This is a genomic window from Stenotrophomonas sp. IS26, assembly GCF_054188265.1.
Genome location: NZ_JBSZJV010000051.1, coordinates 1 through 249, shown reverse-complemented (window position 1 = coordinate 249; position 249 = coordinate 1). Strand labels below are relative to the sequence as shown.

Annotated in this window: 1 pseudogene; it reads left to right on the top strand. The window is 66.3% G+C overall.

The features are described from left to right. A pseudogene (locus ACW6W5_RS17885) lies at positions 1–249 on the top strand (glutamine--fructose-6-phosphate transaminase (isomerizing)); the annotation flags it as partial.

Genomic DNA, 249 nt, shown 5'->3' with positions numbered 1-249 from the left:
CACAACCAGCCGATCGTGCGTGAGGTGCACCTGTCGGATGTGTCGCTGGCCTCGCTGGAGCTGGGCCCGTACCGCCACTTCATGCAGAAGGAAATCCACGAGCAGCCGCGCGCGCTGGGCGACACCATCGAAGCGGCGATCGACGCCGGTGGCTTCCCGGCGACCCTGTTCGGCAAGAATGCCGAAGCCGTGCTGTCGGGTATCGAAGGCGTGCAGATCCTTGCCTGCGGCACCAGCTACTACGCCGGC